General features: G+C 38.6%; 24 protein-coding genes. All 24 read right to left on the bottom strand.

Annotation, left to right across the window (positions count from 1 at the left end):
- Positions 1-22: 22 nt before the first annotated feature.
- Entirely contained in the window at positions 23-976 is a 954-nt protein-coding gene (gene rpsB, locus KJS44_RS06755) for a 30S ribosomal protein S2 (RefSeq protein WP_008688646.1), read from the bottom strand.
- 238 nt (positions 977-1,214) lie between these two features.
- On the bottom strand, positions 1,215-2,132 hold the full coding sequence (gene xerA / locus KJS44_RS06750; protein WP_008688647.1) for a site-specific tyrosine recombinase/integron integrase: 918 nt from the start codon (positions 2,130-2,132) through the stop codon (positions 1,215-1,217).
- Positions 2,132-3,424, bottom strand: coding sequence for a methylenetetrahydrofolate--tRNA-(uracil(54)-C(5))-methyltransferase (FADH(2)-oxidizing) TrmFO (gene trmFO, locus KJS44_RS06745; protein ID WP_008688649.1), 1,293 nt, complete (start codon positions 3,422-3,424; stop codon positions 2,132-2,134). The genes xerA and trmFO overlap by 1 nt, the downstream gene beginning before the upstream one ends.
- Positions 3,421-5,640: a type I DNA topoisomerase gene (topA, locus tag KJS44_RS06740; RefSeq protein ID WP_008688650.1), complete on the bottom strand. Its 2,220-nt coding sequence runs from the start codon at positions 5,638-5,640 to the stop codon at positions 3,421-3,423. The genes trmFO and topA overlap by 4 nt, the downstream gene beginning before the upstream one ends.
- Before the next feature lie 72 nt (positions 5,641-5,712).
- Complete coding sequence (gene dprA, locus KJS44_RS06735; protein ID WP_008688652.1) at positions 5,713-6,450, bottom strand: DNA-processing protein DprA; 738 nt, start codon at positions 6,448-6,450, stop codon at positions 5,713-5,715.
- Positions 6,451-6,565: 115 nt separating this feature from the next.
- Entirely contained in the window at positions 6,566-6,955 is a 390-nt protein-coding gene (locus KJS44_RS06730; protein ID WP_008688654.1) for a hypothetical protein, read from the bottom strand.
- Positions 6,956-6,975: 20 nt separating this feature from the next.
- On the bottom strand, positions 6,976-7,914 hold the full coding sequence (locus KJS44_RS06725; protein WP_008688657.1) for an SPFH domain-containing protein: 939 nt from the start codon (positions 7,912-7,914) through the stop codon (positions 6,976-6,978).
- A 25-nt stretch (positions 7,915-7,939) separates the two neighbouring features.
- A complete protein-coding gene (locus KJS44_RS06720; protein WP_008688659.1) occupies positions 7,940-8,365 on the bottom strand; it encodes an NfeD family protein in 426 nt (141 codons plus the stop codon).
- Positions 8,366-8,372: 7 nt separating this feature from the next.
- Positions 8,373-8,753, bottom strand: a complete 381-nt coding sequence (locus tag KJS44_RS06715; RefSeq protein WP_008688660.1) for a hypothetical protein — start codon at positions 8,751-8,753, stop codon at positions 8,373-8,375.
- 213 nt (positions 8,754-8,966) lie between these two features.
- Entirely contained in the window at positions 8,967-9,590 is a 624-nt protein-coding gene (locus tag KJS44_RS06710) for a ribonuclease HII (RefSeq protein WP_008688661.1), read from the bottom strand.
- Entirely contained in the window at positions 9,580-10,440 is an 861-nt protein-coding gene (ylqF, locus tag KJS44_RS06705; protein ID WP_008688662.1) for a ribosome biogenesis GTPase YlqF, read from the bottom strand. The genes KJS44_RS06710 and ylqF overlap by 11 nt, the downstream gene beginning before the upstream one ends.
- On the bottom strand, positions 10,430-11,008 hold the full coding sequence (lepB, locus tag KJS44_RS06700; RefSeq protein ID WP_008688663.1) for a signal peptidase I: 579 nt from the start codon (positions 11,006-11,008) through the stop codon (positions 10,430-10,432). The genes ylqF and lepB (KJS44_RS06700) overlap by 11 nt, the downstream gene beginning before the upstream one ends.
- An 8-nt stretch (positions 11,009-11,016) precedes the next feature.
- On the bottom strand, positions 11,017-11,616 hold the full coding sequence (lepB, locus tag KJS44_RS06695) for a signal peptidase I (RefSeq protein WP_008688664.1): 600 nt from the start codon (positions 11,614-11,616) through the stop codon (positions 11,017-11,019).
- Between the two features lie 60 nt (positions 11,617-11,676).
- Positions 11,677-12,024 carry a 50S ribosomal protein L19 gene (gene rplS / locus KJS44_RS06690; RefSeq protein ID WP_008688665.1) on the bottom strand — a complete coding sequence of 116 codons (348 nt, stop codon included), beginning with the start codon at positions 12,022-12,024 and terminating at the stop codon, positions 11,677-11,679.
- A 260-nt stretch (positions 12,025-12,284) separates the two neighbouring features.
- Positions 12,285-13,040 carry a tRNA (guanosine(37)-N1)-methyltransferase TrmD gene (trmD, locus tag KJS44_RS06685; RefSeq protein WP_008688668.1) on the bottom strand — a complete coding sequence of 252 codons (756 nt, stop codon included), beginning with the start codon at positions 13,038-13,040 and terminating at the stop codon, positions 12,285-12,287.
- On the bottom strand, positions 13,037-13,540 hold the full coding sequence (rimM, locus tag KJS44_RS06680) for a ribosome maturation factor RimM (RefSeq protein ID WP_008688670.1): 504 nt from the start codon (positions 13,538-13,540) through the stop codon (positions 13,037-13,039). Before rimM ends, trmD begins: the two co-directional genes overlap by 4 nt.
- Positions 13,541-13,575: 35 nt before the next feature.
- Entirely contained in the window at positions 13,576-13,824 is a 249-nt protein-coding gene (locus tag KJS44_RS06675; RefSeq protein WP_008688671.1) for a KH domain-containing protein, read from the bottom strand.
- A 2-nt stretch (positions 13,825-13,826) separates the two neighbouring features.
- On the bottom strand, positions 13,827-14,096 hold the full coding sequence (rpsP, locus tag KJS44_RS06670; RefSeq protein WP_008688673.1) for a 30S ribosomal protein S16: 270 nt from the start codon (positions 14,094-14,096) through the stop codon (positions 13,827-13,829).
- A gap of 159 nt (positions 14,097-14,255) precedes the next feature.
- On the bottom strand, positions 14,256-15,236 hold the full coding sequence (locus tag KJS44_RS06665) for a D-isomer specific 2-hydroxyacid dehydrogenase family protein (RefSeq protein WP_017144644.1): 981 nt from the start codon (positions 15,234-15,236) through the stop codon (positions 14,256-14,258).
- Between the two features lie 173 nt (positions 15,237-15,409).
- The gene (locus KJS44_RS06660; RefSeq protein WP_017144643.1) at positions 15,410-16,981 is read right to left on the bottom strand and encodes an IS1182 family transposase; all 1,572 of its coding nucleotides are present in this window, start codon (positions 16,979-16,981) and stop codon (positions 15,410-15,412) included.
- 93 nt (positions 16,982-17,074) lie between these two features.
- Positions 17,075-18,478, bottom strand: coding sequence for a signal recognition particle protein (gene ffh, locus KJS44_RS06655; RefSeq protein ID WP_008688675.1), 1,404 nt, complete (start codon positions 18,476-18,478; stop codon positions 17,075-17,077).
- Between the two features lie 68 nt (positions 18,479-18,546).
- The gene (locus tag KJS44_RS06650; RefSeq protein ID WP_008688676.1) at positions 18,547-19,341 is read right to left on the bottom strand and encodes a putative RNA methyltransferase; all 795 of its coding nucleotides are present in this window, start codon (positions 19,339-19,341) and stop codon (positions 18,547-18,549) included.
- 125 nt (positions 19,342-19,466) lie between these two features.
- On the bottom strand, positions 19,467-21,755 hold the full coding sequence (locus tag KJS44_RS06645; protein WP_008688677.1) for a protein translocase subunit SecDF: 2,289 nt from the start codon (positions 21,753-21,755) through the stop codon (positions 19,467-19,469).
- Positions 21,752-22,042, bottom strand: a complete 291-nt coding sequence (locus KJS44_RS06640; RefSeq protein WP_008688678.1) for a post-transcriptional regulator — start codon at positions 22,040-22,042, stop codon at positions 21,752-21,754. Before KJS44_RS06640 ends, KJS44_RS06645 begins: the two co-directional genes overlap by 4 nt.
- Positions 22,043-22,251 lie beyond the last annotated feature (209 nt).

The following is a 22,251-nucleotide window of genomic DNA, read 5'->3' as shown; positions in this document are numbered from 1 at the left end:
TTTCATTTCCTCCTTTTCGTGATTATTCAGCAGTATTAGTTTCTGCTGGTTTTGCTTCTGTTGCAGGTTTTGCTTCAGTAGCTGGTTTTACGTTTTCACGTTTCTGATAAGGAGCTCTGCCTCCACGTCCACCATTGCGGTTACGATCGAAATTGTTACGACGGTTACGACGTTCTTCATTTCTCTGACGACGACGTCTTTCATTTTCAGCAATCTGCTCTTCAACATTGATGATAACATCTTTCATTGTTACATCTTCTTCGTTTTCATCAACACTGTGTGCTACGCTTAACAATCCGCCTTTTGCTTCTACGATTGCATCTGCCATCAATGTTGTGATCAATTTTACAGAACGGATAGCATCATCATTTGATGCGATTGGGTAATCTACCATTTCTGGATCACAGTTAGTATCTACCATAGCGAATACAGGGATACCTAATTTCTTAGCTTCTGCAACAGCATTGTGTTCTTCCTTAGGATCGATAACAAACAATGCGTTAGGCAGTTTCTTCATTTCCTTGATACCACCTAAGAAGTTTTCCAAACGTGCTTTCTGTTTCTTAACCTGTGCGATTTCTTTCTTAGGATACAGATCTAAAGTTCCGTTTGCTTCCATTTCTTCGATTTCTACTAAACGTTTTACACGTTTCTGGATTGTACGATAGTTTGTTAATAAACCACCTAACCATCTCTGGTTTACGAAGAAACTTCCAGAACGTAATGCTTCTTCTACAACTACAGCCTGTGCCTGTTTCTTTGTACCTACAAATAATACCTTACCGCCTTTTTCAGCGATTTCTCTCATTGCAGCATACGCAGTGTCCAGCTGTTCTAATGTTTTTTCTAAGTTGATGATGTATACACCATTTCTGCTTGCGTAGATGTTTGGTTTCATTTTTGGATTCCATCTACGTGTCTGATGACCAAAATGTACACCAGATTCCAATAATTTTCTCATTGATACTACTGACATGAAAATATCCTCACTTTCCGTTTTTATCCTCCATCACTTCAAACTGCAGCAACTTATCATTGACGCTTACTTAACGCATCTAAAGCACGGGCTGCGGAATCCATGATGTGTGTTGTATGCGAACTTCGTCGCACCGTTGTTTATTATAACATAGAAAAGCCCTAATTCAAGGGCTTTTTTTATTTTTTTACAGAAATTGGCGCCATTGTTTGCTTCACCATTCATAAATATGATCTTACTATGTGTTTTCTTTGCCGGCACGAGGATGTGCATGTTCATATGCACTTTTTAAGCGATCCTGTGTCACATGGACATAGATTTGTGTCGTAGATAAGGAAGCATGTCCCAACAATTCTTGCACAACACGCAAATCAGCTCCATTATCCAATAAGTGTGTGGCAAAGCTATGACGAAACATATGCGGATGAATATGCAGATGCAGATGGCACTTTTTAGCAGCCAATTCCATGCGATATTGCACACCGCGACTTGTTAATGGCTTGCCCTTCTGATTCACAAAGACATATTCATGTTGCAACGTATTCACCCATTTTGGGCGTACATGTTCAATATAATCAACGAGACGTTCTTTTGCCAGATCATAGAAAGGAACCAAGCGTTGTTTATCTCCTTTGCCAACGATATGTAAGATATTATCATGGAAATCAATATCGGATAAGCGTAGATTTACTGCCTCACTGACACGCAAGCCACTGGCATACATCAATTCAAATAATGCACGATCACGAACATCTACCGCTTCATGCAAATCAAACGATGCTAGAAATAATGCAATTTCATCATAAAATAGAAATTCCGGGATCCTGCGTGTTTGCTTGGGTGCTTTGAAATATAAGAACGGATTGTTTTGCACCCCAACATACTCATTCAAGTAACGATAATAGGAACGCAATGAACTTAGCTTACGGGCAACCGTGGCATTTTTCATCGTTCCCTGTCGGCCATCTCGCTCACGCAGATGACTCACATAATTCATCACGATGATGCGATCTACATCATCTAAGCTCATGATATTCTCACTTTTTAGAAAATCCAGAAATTCTGTAATATCACGCTGATACGCATCCTTGGTATGTGCACTCCCGCTATTGACCGTATCTAAATAGTCTAAAAACCGCGTCAGATAAGATTCCATCAGTCAAACAATTCCCGATAGCTGTCAATAACTGCCAATGCTTGTTTGCCAAAGGCTTCTTTACGATCTTTTTTCTTCACCTTGGCTTCTAGCTGCATGATGCCAAAATTCGCATTCATCGGTTGGAAATACTTTGCGGATGCATGCGTAATATAATTGACCATAGAGCCAATTACGCAGGTGCTTGGCAAGGTAACAACTGCCTTTCCTCTGATCAGATTTGCCATGTTTAAGCCCGCCAACAATCCACTGGCAGCACTTTCTACATAGCCCTCCACGCCAGTCAATTGCCCGGCAAAAAACAAATCATCCCGCGTTATATGCTGATAGGTAGGACGCAACACCTTTGGGGCACACAAATATGAATTGCGATGCATGACACCATAACGCACGATGGACACGTGTTCCAATCCCGGTATCATGGATAAGATACGTTTTTGTTCGCCCCATTTTAAATGTGTTTGAAAACCAACGACATTATACAAGCTGGCAATCGCGTTATCCTGTCGTAACTGGACCACTGCATAAGGCAAACTACCATCCGGCTTTTCTAAACCGACAGGCTTCATCGGTCCAAAAAGCAACGTTTTCTCGCCACGGCGTGCCATTTCTTCAAACGGCATACAACCTTCAAAGAAGGTTTTATCAAAATCATGCAGTTCCGCTGTTTCCGCATGTAATAAAGCATCATAAAAAGCGTCAAATTCTTCTTTGTTCATCGGACAATTAATATAGGCAGCTTCTCCTTTATCATAACGTGATTTTACATAAGCCTTGGAAAAATCAATGGATTCTTTTTCAATGATAGGAGCTGCCGCATCATAGAAATGGAAATAATCCTCATGGGTCATTTCCTGAATTGCCTTACTTAGAGCATCACTTGTCAATGGTCCACTGGCAATAATCACCGGACCTTCAGGAATCTTCGTTATCTCTTCACGAACAACCTCCACCAAAGGGTGTTCACTTAAAATTTTAGTGATTGTTTCGCTGAAAGAGGTACGATCCACGGCCAAGGCACTACCAGCCGGTACACGGTGAGCATCCGCTGCCTTCATGATCAATGAATCCAAATGCCGCATTTCTTCTTTTAAAATACCAACTGCATTTTGTAAAGAATCACTGCGCAAAGAGTTTGAGCAAACAAGTTCTGCAAACTGATCACTGTGATGGGCATCACTGGATTTTAACGGACGCATCTCTACTAATTTCACAGGGATCCCACGTTTGATCAACTGCCAGCAGGCTTCACAGCCCGCCAATCCGGCACCGATTATGGTTACTTGTTTCATTCTGCTTCCACCTCTGTCGCTTTCTTCTTAACTGTTTTTTTCACGACTTTTTTAGCCGTTTTCTTTGGTGCTGCCTTTTTCTTGTCAGTTGTTTCCTCATCACTCTTTTTCTTTTTTGGCTCTTTTTTGATATACCGGCATTTAGGATAATTGCTGCAGCCGATGAAGGTTGTGCCAAAGCGTGATTTACGCTGTACAAGTTCATGACCACATTCCGGACACATTTCACCGGTTGGTACAGGTTCCTCCTTTGGCTTATTGCTTTTAATATATTTACAATCCGGGTAATTGCTACATGCCAAGAAAGAACCATAGCGTCCTTTCTTCATGACCATCTTACTACCACATTTTGGACAGACTTCTTCACTTTCGGTATTTTCCTCTTCATTTTCACTTTTCGTGTAACGACAAGTAGGAAAATTAATACAGGATACAAATTTCCCATAACGTCCGATACGATACACCAATTCGCTGCCACATTCCGGACAAGTTTCACCGGTACGTTCCAGCTCCTTTTTCTCCATATGCTCATAAGCATTTTCCAGTAATGGTTCAAATTCATTATAGAATGTTCGCACTTCTTCGATGTTGTTACGTTTTCCTGCTGCGATTTCATCTAAGTGATGTTCCATGCCTGCCGTATACGAAACATTGATGATGTCCTTGAAGAATTCTTGCAATTTGGCATCCGTCAATTCCCCTTGTTCACTAGGGATAAAGACTTTGGTCTTACTGCCTTCACTTGGGCGTTCTAATGATACATAACCTCTAGCTTGCAATGTATCAATAATAATAGCATACGTTGAAGGACGACCTATGCCCTTTTCTTCCATTTCTTTGATCAAGCGAGCTTCACTATAACGTAAAGGTGGTTCTGTGAAATGCTGCTTGCCTTCCAATTCCACATCCTTTAATTGTTCCTGTTCTTGCAATGGTGGCAACATCTCATCTTTTACTGTTTCATAATCGTGATATACTTTCAAATAACCATCAAATGTCAGAATCGAACCATTGGCACTAAACTCACAGCCATTTGAAACAATTTGCGCATTCACGACATCACTTTTGCTCGGTGCCATTAAAGAAGCCAGCGTTCGTGCATAAATCAGCTTATACAATTTGTACTGATCATTTGTTAAATATGGTTTCACTTTTTCCGGTGTATTGAAAACACTGGTAGGACGAATAGCCTCATGCGCATCCTGTGCATTTTCATTATTTTTCTGGCGTGCACGACCTTTATACTCCTTACCATAAACTTCTTCAATATATGATTCAGCATCTTTCACGAACACGTCTGATAAACGCGTAGAATCTGTACGCATATAAGAGATAAGACCTTCACTCACCCCATCTGCTAAGGGCAGACCTTCATAAAGCTTTTGGGCAATCTGCATCGTCTTTTTTGCTCCGAAATTTAACTTTGTGCTGGCCTCCTGTTGTAACGTCGAAGTGATAAAAGGCATTCTTGCTTCTTTTTTACGAACCTTTTTTTCAATAGCGGACACAACAAAAGCAGCACAGCGTTCAATGATAGCATCTACATCTGCCTGTGTTTTTAATTCTGCCTTTTTGCCATCCACTTTATTCAGACTGGCACTGAATTGTTTGCCATTTTTTTCGATATTTGCTGCTAACGTCCAATATTCTTCGCTCTTAAAAGCGCGAATTTCATTTTCGCGTTCAACGATCAAACGCAAAGCAACAGACTGTACTCGTCCTGCTGACTTTGATTTTATTTTACTTTGTAATAACTTTGATAACTTAAAACCGATGATCCGATCCAGCATGCGTCTTGTTTCCTGACTTTTCACCAAATCCTGATCAATCGTACGGGGATGTTGAAATGCTTCTGTTACAGCATTTTTCGTAATTTCATGAAAGATGATACGATTTTCTTCTTCCATATCTAGTTCTAATACATTTGCCAAATGCCAAGCAATTGCCTCACCCTCACGGTCAGGGTCACTTGCTAGAAAGACATGTTCACTTTTTTTGGCAAGATCTTTTAATTCTTTTACGACTGCACGTTTATCAGAGCTTATCTTATACGTAGGTTCAAAGTCATGCTCCACATCAATGCCTAAGCCACCTTTACCTGTTGTCGCAAGATCACGTATATGTCCCTTGGAAGAAACGACATGATAGTCGCCACCAAGATATTTTTCTATGGTTTTCGATTTGGAAGGGGATTCCACGATTACTAAATTTTTCATTTTTAGCCTCCTAGCCTAAACTACACGTCTTTTATTATTTGTTTTTTTTTAGCATTTGTCAAACATTTTATGCTAAATCATGCGAATATCTTGTTCATCTACTAAAATCATTGCACCTTGTGCAATTAACGTATTGCTTCCTTTTCCTTCTCGTTGATCCATCGGATGTGGTACACAATAAATTGGTATATCCAGCGAAAGCGCCTCATTAACAGTTAGCATTGTGCCACTTCGCATCCCTGCTTCCACAACGATAACAGCATCACTCAAGGCCGCAATTAAGCGATTGCGCCAAGGAAAATGATAGGGCTTTGGCGGTGTATGGGGTGGATATTCACTTAGGACCAATTGCTTTTTGGCCATGATTTGTTGAATATCGGCATTAACTTTCGGATAATACACATCCAATCCACACCCCATTATACCGATTGTATGCTGAGCAAGAGCTTCGCGATGTGCAATGCCATCGATTCCCTTGGCAAGCCCGCTCACAATGCAATAGCGCAATGCTAAGATTTTGGTGATTTGTGCGCACATCTTACTTCCATAAGCGGTTGGCTGACGGCTGCCTATGACAGCCACACTTCGCTGTTCACATAAAGCAAGATTACCTTCATAAAACAAAATCCACGGTGGACATTGCAGCCTTCTAAATTTGCAAGGATATGTAGGATCGACAATTGTAACATAGGTACATGAACATGCTGGTAAATTCCATGCTTTATTTTCCTTAATGGCTTCGCGCATCTTATACCAATCCCCTTTATACTGTATCGCATAAGCTAAAATTTGTTCTCGATATTGCATCATTTGAACCTCCTTACTTTTATATACGACACAGATAGGTCTTTTTCGTAAAAGTGCTTTATTTTATCAAATAATATAAAAAGAGCCCTATTTTCATAAGGCTCCCATGCAACATAGTTTATAAGATTGCTGTACGTTCTTCATAAGAATCAGCACGCAACATTAGCAACATGCTTATCAATAACAACAAGATAGCAATTACATTAAACAACAAAGCGCTAGTATGCAGATGTTCAACAAATTCGGCCATGATCTTCATGCATGCTCCAGCTATACCGAAGATGTGTCCGGCATGCAGTTCAAATCGTATGGATACATGTTTTTTCGCATATTGCTTGCGTTGTAGCAAATATACAGCAACAACAAGTGATATACAGACAACATCACTCAAAAGCTGATAAGATTTCCCAAACGCGTAGCTTTGTGGGTACAAAACATACAAGAGCTGAAAGATTGTTGCTATCCAAAAGCTACACGCTATGGCAATTCCCGTTTTGCGATATTTCATGTCCTCTTCCTCAGGACAAATTAATTTTTCTTTTTCAAATCTGGCAGAAAGTCTTTTTCTGCATCGTCAATCAGAATTTCACGAGCACTTGTCAACAATGAGGCCATATTCTGTAATTCACTAGGTACAACGATCTTCGTAGCCTTGCCATCTGCCATTTTTTCATAGGTTTCCAAGCCTTTTAAGCTTAAATATTCCTTGGTTGGATTCGCTGTCTTGATCATTTCAATACCACGTGCCTGTGCCTCATAAATACGTTCCATTGCCTGTGCCTGACCTTCTGCTTCAGCAATCATCGCTTCTTTCTTAGCTGTTGCGCGTAAAATGACTGCTTCTTTTTCACCTTCAGCTGTTAAAATAGCACTTTTCTTTTCACCTTCCGCACGTAAGATGGACTCACGACGTTCACGTTCTGCACGCATCTGTTTTTCCATCGCTTCTTGGATATCGCGCGGTGGGATGATATTTTTTACTTCCACTCGGTTGACTTTAATTCCCCAAGGATCGGTTGCTTCATCCAAAATTGAACGCATTTTCGTATTGATGATATCACGTGATGTCAAAGTTTCATCCAATTCAAGATCACCAATGATATTACGTAATGTTGTAGCAGTTAAATTTTCAATAGCCGTAATTGGTCCGACAACTCCATAAGTATAAAGTTTAGGATCGGTAATCTGAAAATAAACAACCGTATCAATTTGCATTGTTACATTATCCTTTGTGATAACCGGCTGTGGAGCAAAATCTTTCACAACCTCTTTTAACGTTACCTTATTAGCTACACGATCAACAAAAGGTACTAAAAAATGTACACCGGTATTCCAAGTTGTATGATATGCACCTAAACGTTCAATTACAAAAGCCTTTGCTTGTGGAACAATACGCACCAAATAGGCAAACAGCCCAATGACAATCAATGCCACTACTACTAAAATAATAATTGTAAAAATATTCATCATTTACCCTTCTTTCTTTTTTATGTTAAACCGCTTTACGAACAAGCAGTTTAGCACCTTCGATTGCAATTACTTTCACTCTTGCAGCTTTTTCAATTGGTGTACCATCTACACTTATGGCATGCCATAAGGAGCCATTCACCTTTACTTCTCCCCATTCATCTGCCATGATCGGTTTTACCACAACACCAAATTCACCAATGCAGCGATCCGCATTTGTGGCAATTGTATTCCCACGTAAATAACGGGATGCAATTGGTCTTACCACAAGCATACTGACAATAGAAACAATAGCAAAGCCGGCTATTTGTACCCATATAGGAAGATTTAACAGACTAAGCAAAACAGCAATGATACCGCCAACGGCGAACCAGATAGAAACCAAGGCTGTCGGTGTGATTAATTCTACTACCAGTGCCGCAATACTGATGCCAATCCAGATTACTACCATGTTTTCTTCACCCCTCATTCTTGTTGATCAGGTCTTTTAAATCTGCTATCAACATATTTTCTTTTTCATCAAAGCGAGCATTGACTTTTAAACCATCCATCTTCTGATGCGTCAGTAATGCGATTTCCTCCATGATTGCCTTGTTTGTGATTCGGGCATAACCTTTACCCAGTGATATTTTATGCAATTGATCCATTTCTACTAAATGCAAATCTATTTCGCGCTTACTTACCGGACGTATTCCCAATTGACTGTTTTCCGCATCAATACCAATCATGCACCATCGCACATCTTCAAAGTAACCGGCTGCGCTACTATTCAGCGTGATATTACTGGGATATAACGTCAAAATCAGCGTATATACATTACCTTTGACCCATGTAAACATCCTGACACCACCTTTCTTATTCATATTATATTATTTTTCTTATTTTTTTGCAACCACTATTCTTACTTTTCTTATTTTTCTTATAATACAAACAATTTACTCACAGTGTTCTCAAAACTTCTCATCCTAGGTGATGTTCTAATGCAATCGTCTAATGCGATTCTATGCTAATCTTAGTAAAAAAGAAGCAGGCACATACTGCTTCCTTATCTGCTAAAGATCAAATACCAATTGTTGCATAGCCGCAACCGGACCATAACTTTTTCGATAGATATCGTTAATCACTCCATAAGTATGCATTGCCTCAAGATGCCCTTTCGTAGGATATCCTTTATGCTTTGCAAAACCATATTGTGGATACTGTTTATCATACGCGCACATAATACAATCCCTTGTGACTTTTGCCAAAATACTGGCAGCCGCAATACTAACACTTTTCTGATCTCCCTTTACTAAAGATATGACATCCAATGACGCATTGGGCAAGGGCATGGCATCTGTCAAAACACCATCAGCATCATGAAAGCTGTTCGATAATTCCAGCATCGCCAACTGTGTTGCTCGATAAATATTTTGTTCATCGATTATTTGAGGAGAAACAATCTTAATATGATATTCACTAGCCAATTGAATGATTTCTTGAAACAAGGCCTTGCGTTTCTTCTCACTGAGTTTTTTTGAATCATAAATACTTTCATGCGAAAAACCAACAGGAAAGCTGACTGCTGCTACAACCAATGGTCCAGCAATAGGACCACGTCCAGCTTCATCAATACCAATGATTTTCTTTTTACCTTCTTTCCACCAAGCTATTTCATAAGCATTCTCACACTGCATCCGGAACCTCCCAGCTAATTGGACCAAGCTTATCATCACGCAATTCACGCAAAAACGTTTCAATGGTGCGCTTTTCATCGATTTCATGATTACGCATGTAGCCACGCTTTTGCGCAATTCGATTTAACATTTCATAAGGGTCTGAGCACAATGCGATATCATAACGTTTCGTTAATGCTTGCGCATGATGCTGCAACAGATAGCGCATAGCCCAAGCTGCAATTTCCTCTAAAGGCAATATTTCATCTCGGATAGCACCGGTGATGGCCAACAAGATACCAACACGTTCATCTTCAAACTTCGGCCATAAAACACCTGGTGTATCTAATAATTCCAAATCTTTATTGATTTTTGACCATTGCAGTGATTTCGTAACACCCGGGCGATCTCCGGTAACAGCAATTTTTTTCTTTGAAATCTTATTGATAAATGTAGATTTTCCTACATTGGGAACACCAACCACCATAGCACGCATCGCACGCGGTTTCATGCCCCTTCGTATCATACGCTCAATTTTCGCCTGCATCAGTGTCTGTACAGCTTTTACGATCTTTGGCGTAATATTTTCAGTTATGATATCCAAAGCTAAGACCATTGTGGACGCATTGCTCAAAGTCTGAATCCATGCCTTTGTAATAGCCGCGTCAGCCTTATCTTTTTTAGAAAGAATGATGAGTCTTGGCTTTTGCTGAATCAATTCTTCAATCATCGGATTCTTGGAAGCATTAGGAATACGGGCATCTCTTAATTCAATAACCAAATCCACCATCTTCATCTTATCTTGCATTTCACGTTTTGCTTTGGTCATATGACCCGGAAACCATTGTATTCTTATCTTATCATTTTCCATAATTTACATACCTCGCTTGTTCAAAAGGATAATAGACAAACATGCCTTTCGCAAGTATTTGACTTCGCTTAAAAGGCCCCACACTCTCTGAGCGTGAATCCAAAGAATTAACGCGGTTATCACCAACCAGCAAATATTCATCTGCTTTTAATGTATGCTTAGGATAATCTGCTGTAAACATACCTTTTTCTTTCTCAATACGTTTTCTATACGTGTTGTCTAAAAAGGGTTCTTTAACCTCTAAATCATTGATAAACAGTTTGTTACCTTTATATTCTACAGTTTCATTGGGCAAACCGATAACACGCTTCACCCATAAATCATCATCAGATGCATGTTTTACTACAACGATATCAAACCGTTTGATATCGCTTAAATAAGATGCTGCAACATTGATAAAAACCTGTTCCCCATCCTTTAAGGTCGGATACATAGATTCCCCCACGATTGTCTTACCTCGCAACACAAAGGTAAACATCAATAAGACGATCAGCATACAGACGGCAAACATTCTCACAGTATCTATAACTTGATAAAATCTATCCCATTTTGTTTTTTTCTTTTGCATGAACTCACCTACTTTGGTATATGTATCTTATGAAAAGGGAAAATGACCAACGCATCCTTTCCTTTGATCTGGCTGCGTTTAAAAGGTCCAAAGTCACGCGAATCACGTGAATTGATCCGATTGTCTCCCATTAGCCAATACTCATCTTCCTGTAAACACACTTCGGTAAAATCTTCCGTAAATGCATCGACAGTATCACGTATGGCATTTGCCCATTCATTATCTAAATACGGCTCATCTAATGCCTTATCATTCACATATACTTTATCATCTTTACAAGATATGCGATCCCCCGGTAAACCAATTACGCGTTTAATGATCATGCGATGCATCTGCTTATTCTCATAAGCTATAACGATATCCCCACGCTCTATTTCTTGAAATTTTGCACTGAACGCATTGCTTAGCGCAAAGTCGCCTTCTTCAATCGTAGGAAACATGCTTTGTCCACTGACGTGAATTGGTCTTACAGCAAAATTAATGGTAAGGTATACAAGCACGAAGCATGCCAAAAAAATCTTCAATAACGATAGAAGATTACTGCCGATAACTCTTCCCAGAGTCTCGTCACGTTCTTGTCTGTGTTTGCTGTTCACAGATTTGTGCATTGCGACTCCTCCACAATCTATAAAAGAAAAAGCCGGAACATATCCCGACTTTTCTCATTCTTAACGAATTTCTTTAATACGAGCAGCTTTACCTGAACGTCCGCGAAGATAATATAATTTATTTCTTCTAACCTTACCGTGACGGACAACTTCAATCTTCTCAACAATTGGAGAGTGGATTGGGAAAGTTCTTTCTACCCCAATCTGGTTAGAAATCTTACGAACTGTAAATGTTTCAGCGATTCCTCCACCCTGACGTGCGATTACCAGACCTTCAAAAACCTGGATACGTGATTTGTCGCCTTCTTTAATCTTAACGTGTACACGAACGGTACTACCAGATTTAAAGAAAGGGATGTCTTTCTTCAATTGAGATTTTGTTACTTCATTAACTAACTGTAAATTCATACTCTCGGCGCTCCTTTTCTACAATATATTTACGTTGGGCTCATAAACAATTAAGACGTCCAGCGGAACCTCGTTTGCCAATAGGCTTATTGATTATAGCACACTTTCGTTTCTCTTGTAAATAGGAATTTGTAAAATTTTACAGTCATTCATGAAGACACTGCTCTTTGGAAAGTTCGGGTTCTTTCCCTTATAATCATACCATTTTTCATGCCCATCTGAAAAGAAATTACATAAATTTCGCAAATTCTTTATATTTCTTAAGATTTATCATTTTTTGTATGCAAATCTTCCTTTGCTTCTTTTCGCACTTCTTCCATCAATTCTTGTTCTTCTTTAGTAAAAACACGTGTAGCCAACAAATCCGGACGGCGCTCCAGCGTTTTCTTTAAAGACTGTTTTAGCCGCCAGCGTCGGATATTCGCATGATGGCCACTCAGCAATACCTCTGGCACCCGCTGCCCTTCAAATTCAATCGGACGCGTATATTGTGGATATTCTAAAAGACCATTTTCAAAAGAATCATCCGCATGACTATCTTCTAAAATCACACCATCCAGCAAGCGAATGATGGCATCGCTCATCACCATTGCTGCAGGTTCACCACCTGTTAAGACAAAATCCCCTAAAGAAAGTTCTAAATCGACATACGAGCGAATGCGTTCATCAAAACCCTCATAATGTCCACAAAGAAAAATCAAATGATCATATGTTTTCACAAAATGATGTGCTGTTGCTTGCGTAAAAGTCTCTCCTTGCGGTGATAACATCACCACATAGGAAGATGGCGTACGAATATCCTTCAGGCAATCAGCAATCGGCTGACAAGATAAAACCATTCCCTGTCCACCACCACATGGGGTATCATCAACATGGTTATGCTTATCTTTCGTATAAGCGCGAAAATCAATCGTTTCAAAGGTAACCAATTCACGTTCAATTGCCCGTTTAATGATAGAGGTTGTAACAAAACTGTCAAAAAATTCAGGAAACAATGTCATGACTGTAATCTTCATAATAACCCATCCATCAGCTTAATCACAATGCATTTCTCTTCACGCTTAAATTCCTGCACAAATGCTTTTACATATGGAACTAAAAATTCGCGTTCTTCATTGCGAACACGCAAGATGGCATTGGCACTAGTTTCTAACACCTCGATTACATCTCCTAAATATCTTCCCTCTTCATCCAATACTTGACAATCTTGTAATTCAAAGAAATACGCCTCATCTTCTTCTAATGCATGCAGTTGTTCCTCGCTGATAGAAAGAAGACTGCCTTTCCATGCCTCAACCTGATTGATATCATCATATCCTGCAAACTTCACAATCAACAACTGTTTCGCCCATTTTGCATACTCCACGCAGACATCAAGAAGCTGTTGCTGATATTGAATATGAATATGTTTTCCTTTCGCAAAACGGATATCGACAAAATCCGTTGTAGGTTTCACTTTAACTTCGCCACGTAAACCATGTGTATTTACCAGTATTCCTATGTTGATTTCGTTCATATGATCCTCCTGAAAAAAGGATGCTTTCCTGCATCCTAATAAGATTCGAATTTAATTGTAACTCGTTTATCTTCTTTTCTTGATGCCACAGACATCATCTGACGAATTGAAGATGCCATGCTACCGCGTCTTCCGATCAATCTGGCTACATCTTCACTGTTTGCATATACATACAATAAGATTTCATTTTCATCCAATGTATCCATTTTCTTCACAGAAACACTCGCTTTATCTTCAACCATCGGTGTTACAAGATCCAATAACACTTTTTCGTAATCAATCATACTTACTTAGCGTTTTTTTCTTCGTGCAGACGTTTCATGATGCCCTGTTTAGACAGAATGTTACGTACTGTATCAGAAGGCTGTGCTCCATCTTTCAGCCATTTTACAGCTAATTCTTCATTTACTGTGATAGATGCTGGATTGGTTGTTGGATTGTAAGTACCGATTGTTTCAATGATACGTCCATCTCTAGGTGAACGAGAGTCAGCAGCTACTATTCTGTAGAAAGGTTTTCTTTTAGAACCCATTCTTTTTAATCTTAATTTTACCATGTATTTTTCCTCCTATATTGCGTTATGCTTGTTTATTGTACCATATTTTTATAAGGTGTCAAGTATTTTTCCTTTACACCTTTTATTTTTTATACATGTTTCATTCGTTCAACAATAAAATATTGCTTTTAGCCAAAAAGCTATATCCTGGATTGGTATTTATAAGATTCGCATAGCATCTTCTTCCCCTTCCATAAACGCAAGACAGCTTTCCATTGAGTGATAGACCATATCGCGATTAGAATCATCTGTCAGAAATGCCATATGTGGAGATAAGATTACATTAGGATAACTATTTAAAAGCAACATTTCTCGTGAAGGCAACACTCTTCCCTTTTGTTTTTGATAATAAATACCTGTTTCCCCTTCTACCACATCGAAAGCAGCTCCTTGAATCTTACCCTTTTCAATGCCTTTTATCAGAGCTTCATTATCAATCAAAGCGCCTCGCGCCGTATTAATCAAAATCACACCATCTTTCATCATAGCGATACGTTCTTGATTAATGATATGATAAGTTTCCTCATGCAATGGCAGATGCAGTGTGATGATGTCACTTTTTTTCAACAAAGTTGCTAAATCGCAAAACTGCGCATACGGAAGTAGTTCTGGTTTTATATGTCGATTATAAGCCAAAATATCACATTCAAAACCTGCCAAATGACGTATCAGCGTCGTGCCGATATTGCCGCAACCGATGACCCCTACTATCTTCCCCTTTAAATTTCTGCCTTGTACAGATTCAAAGGAATAATCTTGCAATTCCGTGCTCTTCATAATAAGTTTCATTTTTCTAAGCGTCATCAGAATCAGCATAATTGTATAATCGGCAACACTTTCCGGGGCATAATTGGCATTCCCTATTCCCATACCTACTTTTTTAGCAGCTGCCAAATCAATATGATCATAACCTATCGTACGTGTTGAAATGAAACGCACACCCTTACGATGAAAGGATTCAATAAGGGCCGCATCACAAGGTGTCGATAAGATGCTGATACATGGATAACCACATGCCAAATGAGCATTTTCTAAGGTTGGACGTTTACTGCATGCAGCATACGCAATTCCATATCGTTTTGCACATTCTTCAAAATATACACGTTCTTCTTCTCGAAAACCATAAACAAACACTTTCATGAGACATCCTCCTTATAAGAAAGAGGCTGTAACGAAATAGACTGAATTGACAAGTCTATGAGGTTACACCTCTTTTTTCTATGCTTTGTTCTGAAAAAATATCTCTTATTTTTAGATAAAGGAATAAACCTTTGTTTTAAGGCATTATAAAAACATCTCCCCCTTTTTATTCTCTATGCTGAATACTTTGGTCTTTGCTTTTTATTGTGATATTTCATTAAGTTAAATCCAATAGATACTAACTGTATCTCCATTTCCACATTTTTTATGCTTCTTCTGTGAATTCTGTCATACTTGTTATCTGTCTTGATAACTCCAAACGCTCCTTCGGTTTCAATAGACCGCTTCATTCTTAACTGTATTCCTTCTTCACTGTCTAGTCTTTTCTTTGCCTCTGTTTGAAGTTCATTTAGTATCGGATTCACTGTAATAATGCGATTTCTTTTTGCGGTTGTGCATACATTCTTCTGTTCACAGGTTTCACATTTGCCACAGCTATGACTTTGATTGATTCTCATATATTTGCTACGTTTATCTACCCTTTCTGATATACATGTGAATACATGTCCAGCCGGACAGATATATCTGCCGCTTGTGTCTTTCATCCAGTTTGCTTTATTATATAGATTCTTTTTGTATTTCTTTTCTTTCTCTTTGCTATACATGCTATATTTTATATATGCTTCTATATTATGGGTTAGACAATACATATAATTATCATAACTTCCATATCCCGCATCTGCGACTACGACTGCTGGGAGTTTTCTATATTGTTCTAAATACCGATCAAGGAATTTGATAAATGTCTTTTGATCACTGCGCTCTTGAAAAACACATGCGTATGCTATATATTCATCACATACACCTATCTGCACATTATATCCCGGTTTGAAGATTCCGGTTTTCATGTAGTAGTCTTCTTTCATATGCATCATTGTCGCATCGTGATCTGTTTTTGAATAACTGTTTCTGCCTTCACCGCATATCTGAATTCTGGTCAGGCAGCTTTCTAAGGTATCTCTATAGTCCGCAAGGTTATCATAAATCCTTTGTATCGGCGTTTTTCTCTTTCCTTTACCATAAACAAAAGAGAATCCTTGCTTTTTACATTGCGATAATATTGCCTCAAGGATGACATCTAATTCTTCCGGTGCCCATGTATCTTTAGGTTCTGTATTCTCCAGTTTCTGTATTTCATCATTGATGCGTGTAAATGTTTTATCTCTTGTTTTGACCGCGGTCTTTTTCCATACAAAAGAGAATTTTGTGGCATTTGCTTCTAGTTTTGTTCCATCTATACATAAAGTCTTTGTATCAACGTCGTCTAGTGTACAGATAGATTCAAAAATATCCTTAAATATATTTTCTATAGAATCTTTCAGATATTTCTCAATAAATCTTTGAATTGCCATATGGCTGGGTGTTTCTTCTTCCATAAGATACATAAAACGGATATCCGTTTTACAGGCCTGTTCAATACCTCTCAAACTATAAATTTTATTCATGAACGCAAACAGAACGATTTTAATCATCTTAAAGGGATTGTATTCTTCACGACCTTTATGTGAAGGTCGATTCAGATATGTATTCCAATTTACTCCTTCCATCACTTTAAGAAAACTGAACACCGGATCAGAAGAATTTAACTTTTTTCCTAAATCCAGTGGTAAAATCAACTGTTGTGTAGTATAATCCATATTGTTCAGATACGGATAATTTAACTCGAACACATTGATGTTTTCCATAGTTAAATTATACCAAAAAAAATACGCCATTCTCTTATGAGTTTGACGTATTTTTATTTGTGAGGCTATTTCTTATTCGTTACAGCCTCTTATTTAAAATCTTCTGCCTTTTTTTCCTGCACGCATAGCTTTGTTCATAGCACGCATATTTTTCATGCCTCCCATGGCTCCCATATTAGGCATTTTTCCATTTTTTGACATTGACATCATCTGTTTCATCACCGTCTTCATCTTTTCATATTCGGAAATGCAACGATTTACATCAGCCACCGTAGTTCCACTTCCCTTAGCAATACGATTTTTTCTTCCTGCTCTAAGAATATTAGGATTTTCTCTTTCTTCAGGCGTCATACTCTGGATGATAGCCTTGCTTTTTTTCAATTTATTATCTGCCTTTGCCTCATCAATTTGATTTGCCATCTGTCCCATACCAGGCAACAATTTCATCATGCCGCCTAAAGACCCCATCTTTTCTATTTGTTCATATTGAATTAACATATCACTCAATGTAAATTGTCCACTCATCATACGATTTGCTGATTTGGTGCTAGCTTCCATATCCATTTTTTCCTGAGCTTTTTCTACCAGTGAAAGAATATCACCCATTCCTAAGATACGATCTGCCATACGATCTGGATGGAACACATCCAAATCCTCAATTTTCTCACCTAAACCAACAAATTTTACAGGCACTTGTGTGATGCTTCGTACAGATAAAATACCACCGCCGCGAGAATCACCATCTAGTTTCGTTAAGACAAGTCCAGTAACACTTAGCTGTTCATGAAAGCTACTTGCGACATTCACAATATCCTGTCCAGTCATAGCATCAACGGTTAACAAAATGTCATCCGGATGAACAAACGCTTTAATATCAGACAATTCTTGCATCAATTCTTCATCTATATGCAAACGCCCAGCGGTATCAAAGACAACCGTATCATAGCCTTGTTCTTTGGCATAATCCATCGCTTTTTGCGCTGTTTCTAATGCCTTTGTTTCAACCCCTAAAGAAAACACCTCGACATCAATGCTTTCACCAAGTGTTTTCAACTGTTCAATCGCCGCCGGACGAATTACATCACAGGCAACCAATAATGGCTTACGACTTTGTTTCTTCTTCATAACATTAGCGATTTTAGCTGCCGCCGTTGTTTTACCAGTACCCTGTAAACCAACCATCATGACGGTTGTTATGCCCGTTTTCTTATAATTGATAGGAGCTTCTTCATTTCCTAATAAGGCAACTATTTCATCATGAACGATCTTAACGACCATTTGCCCAGGGTTTAAAGAAGTCATCACTTCAGTGCCCAATGCTTTTTCTTTTACACGAGCGATAAAATCTTTTACAACACCATAATTCACATCAGCTTCTAATAATGACATGCGCACTTCCCGCAACATATCATTCATATTTTTTTCGCTTAATTTACCTTTACCTGTTATATTTTTAAACGCCTTTCCCAGACGTTCACTCAAACTTTCAAATGCCATTCTTCTATTTCCGCCTTTCTTCCTGAATTCTTGTTTATTATATCATAGCCAATTCTTATTTGGAAAGGCTATTTCATGGATTCTTTGCGATACAACGCAATATGAAAAGATATCTGTGTCGTCAATTCCTTGCATTGTTTTAATGCCTCTGCTTGCTGTTTAGGAGTTCTCCAATAATATGGAGTCATTTGAAACAGTGCCCAAATATCCTGAGCATCCTGAATTGTAATGGTATCTTCTACAATTTCTTCATGTAGTAAGGTAAAACCGGAATAACCTGTTTCAATTTCATTTTCATACACATCCGTATATAACAGTTGTTTCAGCTCATATAGATGCTTTGGACCAGGACCTACCTTTAAAAAATAACCACCTGTTTTTAATACTCTATAATTTTCTTTGCTATCCACAGGGGCAAAAACAGACACCACCCCATCTGCACAATGCTTGGCTATTGGTAAATGGAAGATGTTACACACCCCATAAGTTACACCACGATGCGCTTTACAAGCCTCATCAATCGCATGCTTGCTTAAATCAAAGCCATAAATTTGTGTGGCAGGCAATACTTCCTGAAAATAATTTGTATAATAACCTTCTCCACACCCTGCATCTATCAGCGTTTCCAATGCTAATTTCTGTAACATTGTCGCTAATCGTTTTTGCAGAATATGATAATAACCATGGGATAAAAAACGGGTACGAGAGCGTACCATCGCTTTATCATCACCGCTTGCCTTATGGGAACCAAGCACCAGATTAACATATCCGCGACGAGCTATATCATAACTATGCCCTTTTGCACAGCGCCATACGTGTTCTTCTTTTTTTAATTGTTCATGACATTTCGGACATATGAGCATTCGTTCCACCTCATTCTCTTTGTCTTAGGATTATATCATAAATACATGGCAAGTGTAAATGTAGACAACATATCAAAAAGAAAAGCGCAATACTCTAAACAAAGAGTATTTGCGCAAATGTTTGATTAATAATCATTTAAGCCTGGAACGATCATTTCTTCTACAGCTTCTTTTTTATGTTTTTTATGCACCTTTTTGCTCTTAGGTTTTTCACGCATACGCAGTTGATACCATACTTGTGCAGCAATAAACAAAGAACTTCCAGCACCGGCAATTAAACCGATAAACAAAGCCAAACAGAAGGTGAAGATTGCGTTACTACCCAAACCTAGCAGACAGATAACCGGTAATACAGTCGTAAAAGTAGATAAAATTGATCGTGTTGCCGTATTCTGCAAGGCAATGTTCACAATTTCCTTATATTTTACCTGATCCAGTTTTTCATGTCGGTTTTCTTTAACCTGATCTCGAATACGGTCAAAGACAACAATGGAGTTATTAATAGAATAACCAATGATTGCCAACATTACAGCTATGATTTCCGTATTCACCTCTAAACGGAAGATAGCACAGAAACATAAGATGATAAAGACATCATGTATCAACGCAATGATACCACTTAATGCATAATCCCATTTAAAACGCAGGGAAATGTAAATCATAACACCAATCCATGCCAATACAGAAATAACAATAGCTTTTCTTACTAATTCTCGACCGATGACTGGTGTAACAGTACTATCGCTGACATCATGTTTGTATGTTGCCTTCAAAGCCGTTTTCGCTTTTTCCATCGTGCTTGTATTAACCGCTTCCTTAACAAAGACATGTGCAATCTCATTCTTATCACCATTGATCTTCACACTGTTCGCATGAATACCCAAAGATTTTAATTGTGTTTTTAATTCATCAGCTTTGATTGCACTGTCACTTTGTACCGTAATTTTTGTACCACTGGTAAAATCAATACCGAAGTTTAAGATACCATCGCCTTTGAAACCATTAAAGCCCATACAGCCAATGGCAATGACCATAATAGTCAAAGAAGTAAAGATGAAATATTTTGCTTTACCAACAAAGTCAAATCCTTTAAAGCGTCCATAATAGAAACGTGATTCTCCGTTAGCAACGCTTGGAATCTGATTTTTCTTGACACCAAACCAACTCTTCTTATCATCCAATTTGCCACTGTCCACGAGCATCTTCAAAAGGAATTTAGCTACAAAGACAATAACCAGTAATGTAGAAATCGTTGACACGATCAACATGGTCGCAAAACCTTTTACACTACCTGTACCGAAGATGAACAGAATCAATGCGGAAATAAAGGTCGTAAACTGAGCATCAAAAATCGTGACAAATGATTTGGAACTACCTTCGTAGAAGGCTGTTTTGACACTTCTGCCACTATATAAAGCATCGCGAATACGCTCGAATGTCAAAATATTAGAATCGACTGCCATTCCGACACCCAATACCAAGGCAGCGATACCTGATAAGGTAAAGACGGCTCCCATTAGGTTATTAATCAAGAAGACAACAAAGACGTAAGATGCAATTGTAATTGCGGATATAACGCCCGGTAAACGATAATATAAGATCATAAACAACATGATCAAAGCAATACCTACAGCACCAGCCATCATGGTTGTTGAAAAGGCATCAATACCATAATCAGCGGTTACCGCATTGCTATAGGATTCGACCATTTTCACAGGCAAGGAACCTGAATTGATAAGATCCTTTAATTCATTTGCCTCATCTTTGCTAAAGTTCCCACTAATTTGGGCACTCGTACTATTAATTCCCTCTTTTACAGATGCCGCAGAAATATATTTTGGTTTCTCTTTTGTTTTTTCTGCTGCATAAGAATCTGTTGCCTGGTCAAAATCCAGCCAAGCTACCATCAGATTTTGACCATCTCCCATTGCCGCAACCTTTTTGGTAACCTCATAAAATTTACTTTGATCTGCCAGTTTCAAACTAACGACGGGATTGCCATATTGATCTGTTGTAACACTGGCTCCTCCTTCTTTTAAAACACTAGCATCCATCAGCAGATTATCATTCACATCACGGAATGTTAAATTTGCAGTAGATGAAATTACCCTTCTTGCCTGGTCGGCATTTTTCACTCCAGCTAACTGTACACGAATACGGTTATTACCTTCCACCGTAATATCTGGTTCATTAACACCAAGCACATCGACACGTTTGTTTACAGATTCTGCCACTGCGCTCATACTTGGCATCTTTTTTCCATCCAGCGGACTTACTTCATACAGAATTTCAAATCCACCCTGCAGATCCAAACCAAGCCTCATGTTATCTTTGATCATTCCACTGCAAGTGACAATGACTGCCAAAATTGTCAAAACCGTGATGCCAAAAACAACTAAACGCGATTTTTTCATTGCTTATCTCCTCCAAATAAATCTTCAAAGTCATTAATCTTCATTTTTGCGCCAAGTAAAATGGCCTCATTAGATAAATATGCGACCACATCGTTAGCACTCAGCTGCATGACATCATTCACCGCATCATGCACACTATCTACTTTCTCATATTTCCATTTTCCAATTAATGCACTTTCTACATGCTGATATGTTAAGGAAGATAACTGTTCTCGTTTGAGTTCATTGGCCTTTAGGGCGATGGCAAGTTTTATGTATTTATCATCAATCAGACTTTGCTCACTCATAGTTTCCTCCTCAATACCATAACACATATTTTACATCATTCCTTTTCATAAGGCAATATGAAATTCCAAGTAGGGTATTTTCACATCATTTCAACTTTCTAATGAAAGGCCTAAAAAGCAGCAAGAAAGGTCCTTTATATTGCTGCGAACACCATCTTTCCATGGTATGCACATGTTTTTTGCATACGTTTCATATACTTTGATACAGA

Origin of the sequence: Longicatena caecimuris (assembly GCF_018406465.1) — a bacterium.
Classification (GTDB): Bacteria; Bacillota_I; Bacilli_A; order Erysipelotrichales; family Erysipelotrichaceae; genus Longicatena; species Longicatena caecimuris.
This window is presented reverse-complemented; position numbering and strand designations above follow the sequence as displayed.

Bases quoted from the DNA above. Each gene is read 5' to 3' on its own strand.
- rpsB (WP_008688646.1), bottom strand. From the start codon at position 976: ATGTCAGTAGTATCAATGAGAAAATTATTGGAATCTGGTGTACATTTT.
- xerA (WP_008688647.1), bottom strand. From the start codon at position 2,132: ATGGAATCTTATCTGACGCGGTTTTTAGACTATTTAGATACGGTCAAT.
- trmFO (WP_008688649.1), bottom strand. From the start codon at position 3,424: ATGAAACAAGTAACCATAATCGGTGCCGGATTGGCGGGCTGTGAAGCC.
- topA (WP_008688650.1), bottom strand. From the start codon at position 5,640: ATGAAAAATTTAGTAATCGTGGAATCCCCTTCCAAATCGAAAACCATA.
- dprA (WP_008688652.1), bottom strand. From the start codon at position 6,450: ATGATGCAATATCGAGAACAAATTTTAGCTTATGCGATACAGTATAAA.
- KJS44_RS06730 (WP_008688654.1), bottom strand. From the start codon at position 6,955: ATGAAATATCGCAAAACGGGAATTGCCATAGCGTGTAGCTTTTGGATA.
- KJS44_RS06725 (WP_008688657.1), bottom strand. From the start codon at position 7,914: ATGAATATTTTTACAATTATTATTTTAGTAGTAGTGGCATTGATTGTC.
- KJS44_RS06720 (WP_008688659.1), bottom strand. From the start codon at position 8,365: ATGGTAGTAATCTGGATTGGCATCAGTATTGCGGCACTGGTAGTAGAA.
- KJS44_RS06715 (WP_008688660.1), bottom strand. From the start codon at position 8,753: ATGTTTACATGGGTCAAAGGTAATGTATATACGCTGATTTTGACGTTA.
- KJS44_RS06710 (WP_008688661.1), bottom strand. From the start codon at position 9,590: ATGCAGTGTGAGAATGCTTATGAAATAGCTTGGTGGAAAGAAGGTAAA.
- ylqF (WP_008688662.1), bottom strand. From the start codon at position 10,440: ATGGAAAATGATAAGATAAGAATACAATGGTTTCCGGGTCATATGACC.
- lepB (WP_008688663.1), bottom strand. From the start codon at position 11,008: ATGCAAAAGAAAAAAACAAAATGGGATAGATTTTATCAAGTTATAGAT.
- lepB (WP_008688664.1), bottom strand. From the start codon at position 11,616: ATGCACAAATCTGTGAACAGCAAACACAGACAAGAACGTGACGAGACT.
- rplS (WP_008688665.1), bottom strand. From the start codon at position 12,024: ATGAATTTACAGTTAGTTAATGAAGTAACAAAATCTCAATTGAAGAAA.
- trmD (WP_008688668.1), bottom strand. From the start codon at position 13,040: ATGAAGATTACAGTCATGACATTGTTTCCTGAATTTTTTGACAGTTTT.
- rimM (WP_008688670.1), bottom strand. From the start codon at position 13,540: ATGAACGAAATCAACATAGGAATACTGGTAAATACACATGGTTTACGT.
- KJS44_RS06675 (WP_008688671.1), bottom strand. From the start codon at position 13,824: ATGATTGATTACGAAAAAGTGTTATTGGATCTTGTAACACCGATGGTT.
- rpsP (WP_008688673.1), bottom strand. From the start codon at position 14,096: ATGGTAAAATTAAGATTAAAAAGAATGGGTTCTAAAAGAAAACCTTTC.
- KJS44_RS06665 (WP_017144644.1), bottom strand. From the start codon at position 15,236: ATGAAAGTGTTTGTTTATGGTTTTCGAGAAGAAGAACGTGTATATTTT.
- KJS44_RS06660 (WP_017144643.1), bottom strand. From the start codon at position 16,981: ATGGAAAACATCAATGTGTTCGAGTTAAATTATCCGTATCTGAACAAT.
- ffh (WP_008688675.1), bottom strand. From the start codon at position 18,478: ATGGCATTTGAAAGTTTGAGTGAACGTCTGGGAAAGGCGTTTAAAAAT.
- KJS44_RS06650 (WP_008688676.1), bottom strand. From the start codon at position 19,341: ATGCTCATATGTCCGAAATGTCATGAACAATTAAAAAAAGAAGAACAC.
- KJS44_RS06645 (WP_008688677.1), bottom strand. From the start codon at position 21,755: ATGAAAAAATCGCGTTTAGTTGTTTTTGGCATCACGGTTTTGACAATT.
- KJS44_RS06640 (WP_008688678.1), bottom strand. From the start codon at position 22,042: ATGAGTGAGCAAAGTCTGATTGATGATAAATACATAAAACTTGCCATC.